The following is a 7153-nucleotide window of genomic DNA, read 5'->3' on the forward strand; positions in this document are numbered from 1 at the left end:
ATTGGCGTTACACCACACAGCGCCTCCGGTAACTCAATCGCCGGAGCGGGGGACGGTCCTAGAGTTAATGACGGAAAAATCTCAACTCATCCAAACCGATATCGACGCTGACGATGTCGACATTGATGAAGCGCGACTTCGCCAGCAAGCGATCGGCGTAAAATTGCGTCATCTCTTCGACGAGGTGGTTAACGAACCCATTCCTGACGAGTTCTTAGCTATCCTCAGGACCGCTGACCAACGTGAAACCAAAGGTGGGGCATGACATCAAACGGCGCGGCACCAAAGCCGCCCTCTGCGGATGACGAGGCCTTCAAGCGAGAGCTTGTCGGACTTATCCCCCACATCCGCGCTTTCGCACGCACACTGACTGGCGATGCGACCGCCGCTGATGACCTCGCACAGGAAGCAATGATGAAGGCGTGGGACGCCCGCGCCTCATACCAGATGGGTACCAACATGAAGGCGTGGACCTTCATGATCCTGCGTAACCAATTCTATTCCGAAAAGCGCCGCTCCTGGCGCTCGACGCAGCTCGATCAGGAAGCTGCCGAACGGACCCTTATCGCCGTAGACGATCCCGAAGCCCCTGTCGCGCTGGACGAACTGCGTCAGGCGCTGGCCACCCTGCCGGAAGAACAGCGCGAAGCGCTGATCCTCGTCGGTGCCGGCGGGTTCGCCTATGAAGAAGCCGCCGCGATCTGTGATTGCGCGGTTGGCACGGTGAAAAGCCGCGTGTCGCGCGCCCGCAAGGCGCTATTGGCTGCACTGGAACGCGGGGGCTATCCGCGTGACGGCAAGGCCGCGGGCGATGCCATGCGTTCCATTCTTGCCGATGCGGATCGCCTTAGCGGCGGCGCACAGGACTAAGCGTGTTTGGCCGCCTGCGACGCTGGTGGCCCCGTGCGGGCGAGTTCAGGCGCCGTACGCGCATCGAGGGCATCCGCGCCCGTCTCGGCTTTTCCATGGCCCTGGCGCTGTTGCCGTTTATCCTTCTGGCCCTTGTTCAGGTCCGAAGTGAGTTCCAGACCCGTAACGAGGCGCTGCAGGCCGATCTGATCGTCGCAGCCAACCGTAATATCCGCGACGCCGAAGGCATTTTCACGCGCGTCGGCGTGCTGTTGAACATCATCGCCCCCGAGGGTCAGATGTTCGACTGCGACGGACGCATGTCGGCTCTTGTCCTGCAGATTGACGAAATCACGGCCCTGCATCGTCTGGACAAGGAGGGCAATCTTCTGTGCACCTCCGACCGGTCGGATGGCGCGCGCTTTGCGAATTCCCAGGCTCTGCCGTGGTTTCGTGCGCTGTCCATGCCGCGCCCCCACGACCGCACCTTGCTGCATCTGGACGAGCCGGAAAGCGAGATTGCTCTGGTCCAGCGTGCGACCCGCCCCCTGGGCGATTTCGATGGCGCTCTGATCGCCGTCATCCCGACATCCAAACTGGCGCAGGCCGGTCAGGATGCCAGCCTGCCGCCCGACACCACCGCCGTCCTGTATGATGGCCAAGGCCGGCCGCTGAGCGATGACAAAGCCGCATGGCAGGTGGCCCGTCTGGACGATTTCCAAAGCTGGCTGGCCCAACAGGGCGGCGAAAAGCCCACCGTGTTCCGACACAAGGTCGAGGATGGACGTACCCGTATTTTCGCGGCCTCGCGTTTCCGCGATCAGGACGTCTATGCCGTGGTCAGTGCCCCTGCCCCGTCGCCGTGGTCGTGGGCGCGTTATAACCCGATCCGCTTTTTGGCCCTGCCGCTGGCGGCGTGGCTGACGGCCTTTGCGGCGGCCATGCTGGCGTCGGAACGGACTGTGATCCGGTGGCTGGACTATCTGGACCGGATCGCCGCCATCTATGCCAAGGGCCGCTATACGATCCGCCCCGATCAGGCGAGCAATGCGCCGCTGGAAATCCGGCATCTGGCCTTCACCATGGACGAGATGGCCGACAACATCACCCGTCGGGACGCCGCCCTGACCGAGGCCCTGCAGGAAAAGGACGCCCTGCTGCGGGAAATCCACCACCGCGTGAAGAACAACCTTCAGATCATTTCCTCGCTGCTGTCGATGCAGCAGCGCGCGGTGGATGACCCCGCGGCCCGTGCGGCGCTGGGCGATACCCGTCAGAGGATTGCCGCGCTCGCCCTCATCTATCGCACCCTCTATCAGGGCGAGGATGTCAGGCACGCCGAGGCGGGCGTCTTCCTGAACGAGCTGGTCGGCCATCTGGTGTCCTCGGAATCCCTGCGCGGGCCGATGGTGAAAAGCTCGGTCGAGGCCGATACGCTGGACATCGACCCCGACAAACTGGCCCCCATGGCGCTGTGGCTGGTCGAGGCAATTTCCAACGCCCAGAAACACGCCTTTGCCGGACGCGGGGGTGAGCTGAAGGTGCGTTTCCACGTCCAAGGCGACACCAGTGTCATCGAGGTCGAGGATGATGGCCCCGGCATGGATGGTGAATCCACCGGTGTGGGTCTGACGCTGATGACAGCCTTTGCCAAACAGTTGCGCGGCACGGCCTCGACCGGACCCGGCCCCAACGGCGGCACATTGGCGCGACTGGAGTTCGAGACGCCGCGTCTGATCGAGCATGGGCCGGGCATCCCCGCTTTGTAACGGAACCTGCCCATAGGGGCTGCGTTAACTTTGCTGCGACCGTTTCCAAAACTGGCAACCACAAAGGATAACGATATGCGTAAGATTCTTGTACTCGCCGTGGCCGCAGCAACGCTCGCAACGGCAGCCTGCAATACCGTCCAAGGCGTAGGCCGCGATGCCCAAGCCGCCGGTGCAGCCGTCGAAGATGCTGCCCGCGACGCAAAATAAGCCGACCCCATTGTCGCTTGAGAAGGCTTCCTCCCCGCTGGAGGAAGCCTTTTTGCTGTCGGAAGACACCTCTGAAAGCCACTACACCTGTAAAAAGCCACTAACTTCGGCCATAAGGCGCGCATGAAGTTCCTCGATCAGGCCAAAATCTACATTCGCTCGGGCAACGGCGGCGCAGGCTCCGTGTCGTTCCGACGCGAGAAATTCATTCCCAACGGCGGTCCGGACGGCGGCGACGGCGGCCGTGGTGGCGATGTGTGGATCGAGGCCGTGGACGGCCTGAACACCCTGATCGACTACCGCTACCAACAGCATTTCAAAGCCCAGACCGGCCACCACGGCCAAGGCCGCCAGATGCACGGCGGCAAGGGCGCGGACATTGAACTGCGCGTTCCGGTCGGCACCCAGGTCCTGTCGGAAGACAAGGAAACCGTCATTGTCGACATGGACAAGGCGGGCAAACGCTATCGCCTTCTGGCGGGCGGCAACGGCGGCTGGGGCAACACCCGCTTCAAGGGTCCGGTCAACCAGGCCCCGACCCACGCCAACCCCGGTCAACCGGGAGAGGAAATGTGGATCTGGCTGCGTCTGAAGCTGATCGCCGACATCGGTCTGGCCGGTCTGCCGAACGCGGGCAAGTCGACCTTCCTGTCGGCTGTGTCCTCGGCCAAGCCCAAGGTTGCGGACTATCCGTTCACGACGCTGGTGCCGAACCTCGGCGTGGTGGACCTGTCGCCAACGGAGCGTTTCGTCATCGCCGACATCCCCGGCCTGATCGAAGGGGCCAGCGAGGGTGCGGGCCTTGGCACACGCTTCCTCGGCCACGTCGAACGCTCGGCCAGCCTGATCCACCTGATCGACGGCACGCAGGAAGATGTTGTGGGTGCCTACAACATCATCCGTGGCGAGCTGGAAGCCTATGGCGACGGTCTGGCGGACAAGGCCGAAATCCTTGCGCTGAACAAGATCGACTCCCTCACCGAGGAAGAGCGCAACGAAAAGGCCGACGCCCTCGAAGCGGTGGCCGGACGCCGTCCGATGCTGGTTTCGGGCGTGTCGGGCGAAGGCGTGACCGAGCTGCTGCGCGCGGCCTATTCCGAGGTGCGCAAGCTGCGCGGTGACCGCGACGTGATCGCCGAGGAAGAAGACGATACCGTCTATGAAACGCCGGGTGGCTGGTCACCGCTCTAATAGCGCCCCCCTCCCCCCGAACTTCGCAAACCCCGTCCCGTCAGCCGACCGGACGGGGTTTTGTTTTTTGCCGTGATGACGGCGGCCCCGCCGCCCCCTATTGTGCCCCTATGACCGAAGCGACCACCGACACCCCCGCCGCACCAGAAGCGTCTTCCACGGACAAGCCCGTGCGGCTTTGGATGATCGATGCCTCGGCCTATATTTTCCGGGCCTATCACGCCCTGCCGCCCCTGACCCGCAAGTCGGACGGCCTGCCGGTGGGCGCGGTGCAGGGCTACTGCAACATGCTGTGGAAGCTGTTGAAGGACACCAAGGGCGAGGACGGCCCGACGCACCTGGTCGCCATTTTCGACCATTCGGAAAAGACGTTCCGCAACGACCTCTACGATGGCTACAAGGCCCACCGTCCGCCCGCGCCCGAGGATCTGGTGCCGCAGTTCCCGCTGGTACGCGAGGCGACCAAGGCCTTTGGTGTGCCGTGTGTCGAACTGGCGGGCTATGAGGCCGACGACCTGATCGCCACCTATGCCTGCAAGGTCCGCGATGCGGGCGGCGAGGCCGTGATCGTGTCGTCCGACAAGGACCTGATGCAGCTGATCGGCGACGGCGTGGTCATGTGGGACCCGATGAAGGACCGGGTACTGGCTGAAGACGCCGTGATGGAGAAGTTCGGCGTTACCCCTGACAAGGTGGTCGAGGTTCAGGCCTTGATCGGCGACAGCGTCGACAATGTTCCGGGTGCCCCCGGCATCGGCCCCAAGACCGCAGCCCAACTGATCACCGAATACGGCGATCTCGACACTCTTCTGGCCCGTGCGGGCGAGATCAAACAGCCCAAGCGCCGCGAAACCCTGATCAACTTTGCCGACCAGATCCGCATGTCGCGCGAACTGGTGAAGCTGACGTGCGATGCGCCCGCACCCGAGCCGATCGAGGACTTTGTCCTGCGCGATCCTGATCCGGCGGTCCTTGGTGAATTCCTCGAAACCATGGAGTTCCGTTCGCTGCTACGCCGTGTGGGCGATGGCAAGACGACGGACAATGGCACATCGGCCTTTGCACCCAAGCGCGCCGCGTCGATGGCGGCACCGGTCGCCACGCCGCGCTATGGCGATGCCAGCGTAACCGCCGCCGAAGCCCAGACTTTCGACCGCAGCGCCTACGAGTGCGTGACCACCATCGAGGCGCTTGAAGCCTGGATTTCGCGCGCGGAATCGGTGGGTGTCATCGGCTTTGACACCGAGACGGATCGCCTGTCCTCGACCCATGGCGAGCTGGTGGGCCTGTCGCTGGCCATCGGTCCGAACCAGGCCTGCTATGTGCCGCTGGCCCACGAGAACGAGCCCTCGGCAACGGGCGGCGGACTGTTCGGAGACGAGCCGTCCGAGGCCGCGCCTGTCATCCAGATCAACCGCGACGAGGCGTTGAAGGCGCTCAAGCCGCTGCTGGAGAACCCCAAGGTTCTCAAGGTCATGCAGAACGGCAAATACGACATCACCGTCATGGCCAATCAGGGCATTACGGTTGCCCCGATCGATGACACCCTGCTGCTGTCCTATGTGCTAGGCGGCGGTCTGCACGCGCACGGCATGGTCGAACAGGCCAAGCGCTTGCTGGGCCATGAGTGCATCCCGTTCAAACAGGTGGCCGGTACCGGCAAGAGCCAGAAGTCGTTCAAACACGTCGATCTGAAGGCGGCGACCGAATACGCCGCTGAGGACGCCGATGTGACCCTTCGTTTGTGGCAAATCCTGAAGCCGCAATTGGCCGAACAGGGCCTGCTGACCGTCTATGAGACGCTGGAGCGCCCGATGCCGGCAGTGCTGTCGGACATGGAACTGGCGGGCATCCGTATCGACCCTGCCCTGCTGCGCCGTCTGTCCAGCAGCTTTGGCCTGCGCATGGACGAGCTGGAAAAGAAGGCCCACGAGGTTGCTGGCCGTCCCTTCAACATCGGCAGCCCCAAACAAATCGGCGAGATTCTGTTCGGGGATATGAACCTGCCCGGTGGCAAGAAGACCGCGTCGGGCCAGTGGGGTACCGATGCCTCGGTGCTGGAAGACCTGGCGCTGACGCACGAACTGCCGCGCCTGATCCTGGACTGGCGCCAGCTGTCAAAGCTCAAGAGCACCTATACCGACGCCCTTCTGGAAGCGATGGATCCCAGGACCGAGCGCGTCCACACCAGCTATCAGCTGGCCGCCGCCTCGACGGGCCGCCTCGCCTCGTCTGATCCGAACCTGCAGAACATTCCGATCCGCACCGAGACGGGCCGCGAAATCCGTCAGGCCTTCATCGCGCGCGACGGCCATGTGCTGATTTCCGCCGACTACAGCCAGATCGAACTGCGCCTGCTGGCCCACATCGGCGACATTCCAGAACTGAAGAAGGCCTTCAAGGCAGGGCTGGATATCCACGCGGCCACGGCATCGGAAATGTTCGGTGTACCGATCGAGGGCATGCCCTCCGAGACGCGCCGCCGCGCCAAGGCGATCAATTTCGGCATCGTCTATGGCATTTCGGCCTTTGGTCTGGCCAACCAGCTGGGCATCGATCAGGGCGAGGCCGGTGCCTATATCAAGACCTATTTCGAACGCTTCCCCGGCATCCGCGACTATATGGACCGCATCAAGGAAGCGGTGAAACGCGACGGCTACGTCTCGACCATCTTCGGCCGCCGCATCCACATTCCGGCCATCCATTCCAAGTCGGGTGCCGAGCGCCAGTTCGGCGAGCGGGCCGCCATCAATGCCCCCATTCAGGGCGCCGCCGCCGACATCATCCGCCGCGCCATGATCCGCATGCCCAAGGCGCTTGAGCATGCGGGCCTGAAAACCCGCATGCTGCTGCAGGTGCACGACGAATTGGTGTTCGAAGCCCCCGAGGCCGAGGCCGAACGCGCGCTGAAGATCATCAAGTCGGTGATGGAAAAGGCCGCAGAACCGGTCGTCGCCCTCAGCGTTCCCCTAGAGGTGGAAGCCAAGGCTGCCGCCAACTGGGATCAGGCGCACTGATCCCAAGGCAGAGATGAAAATCAGGGGCGTCCGGATTATCCGGACGCCCCCTTTATGAAAGACGGCAGCACGCTGATGCAGGACATGGTAAAGCAGATGGTGCCGGACGGCGTCGTT

At 63.3% G+C, this 7153-nt stretch carries 6 protein-coding genes; all 6 read left to right on the forward strand.

What is annotated here, in order from left to right:
* The first annotated feature begins 67 nt into the window (after positions 1–67).
* A complete protein-coding gene (locus Q0Y42_RS10260; RefSeq protein WP_297803343.1) occupies positions 68–265 on the forward strand; it encodes a NepR family anti-sigma factor in 198 nt (65 codons plus the stop codon).
* Positions 262–870 carry a sigma-70 family RNA polymerase sigma factor gene (locus Q0Y42_RS10265; protein WP_297803345.1) on the forward strand — a complete coding sequence of 203 codons (609 nt, stop codon included), beginning with the start codon at positions 262–264 and terminating at the stop codon, positions 868–870. The genes Q0Y42_RS10260 and Q0Y42_RS10265 overlap by 4 nt, the downstream gene beginning before the upstream one ends.
* A gap of 2 nt (positions 871–872) precedes the next feature.
* Positions 873–2618, forward strand: coding sequence for a sensor histidine kinase (locus Q0Y42_RS10270; RefSeq protein WP_297803347.1), 1746 nt, complete (start codon positions 873–875; stop codon positions 2616–2618).
* A gap of 75 nt (positions 2619–2693) precedes the next feature.
* Positions 2694–2828 carry an entericidin A/B family lipoprotein gene (locus tag Q0Y42_RS10275; RefSeq protein ID WP_297803349.1) on the forward strand — a complete coding sequence of 45 codons (135 nt, stop codon included), beginning with the start codon at positions 2694–2696 and terminating at the stop codon, positions 2826–2828.
* Positions 2829–2951: 123 nt separating this feature from the next.
* Positions 2952–4019: a GTPase ObgE gene (gene obgE / locus Q0Y42_RS10280; RefSeq protein WP_297803351.1), complete on the forward strand. Its 1068-nt coding sequence runs from the start codon at positions 2952–2954 to the stop codon at positions 4017–4019.
* Positions 4020–4129: 110 nt separating this feature from the next.
* Positions 4130–7036 carry a DNA polymerase I gene (gene polA / locus Q0Y42_RS10285; RefSeq protein ID WP_297803353.1) on the forward strand — a complete coding sequence of 969 codons (2907 nt, stop codon included), beginning with the start codon at positions 4130–4132 and terminating at the stop codon, positions 7034–7036.
* Positions 7037–7153: the final 117 nt, after the last annotated feature.

It is taken from the genome of uncultured Brevundimonas sp. (genome assembly GCF_947305955.1).
Lineage (GTDB): Bacteria > Pseudomonadota > Alphaproteobacteria > Caulobacterales > Caulobacteraceae > Brevundimonas.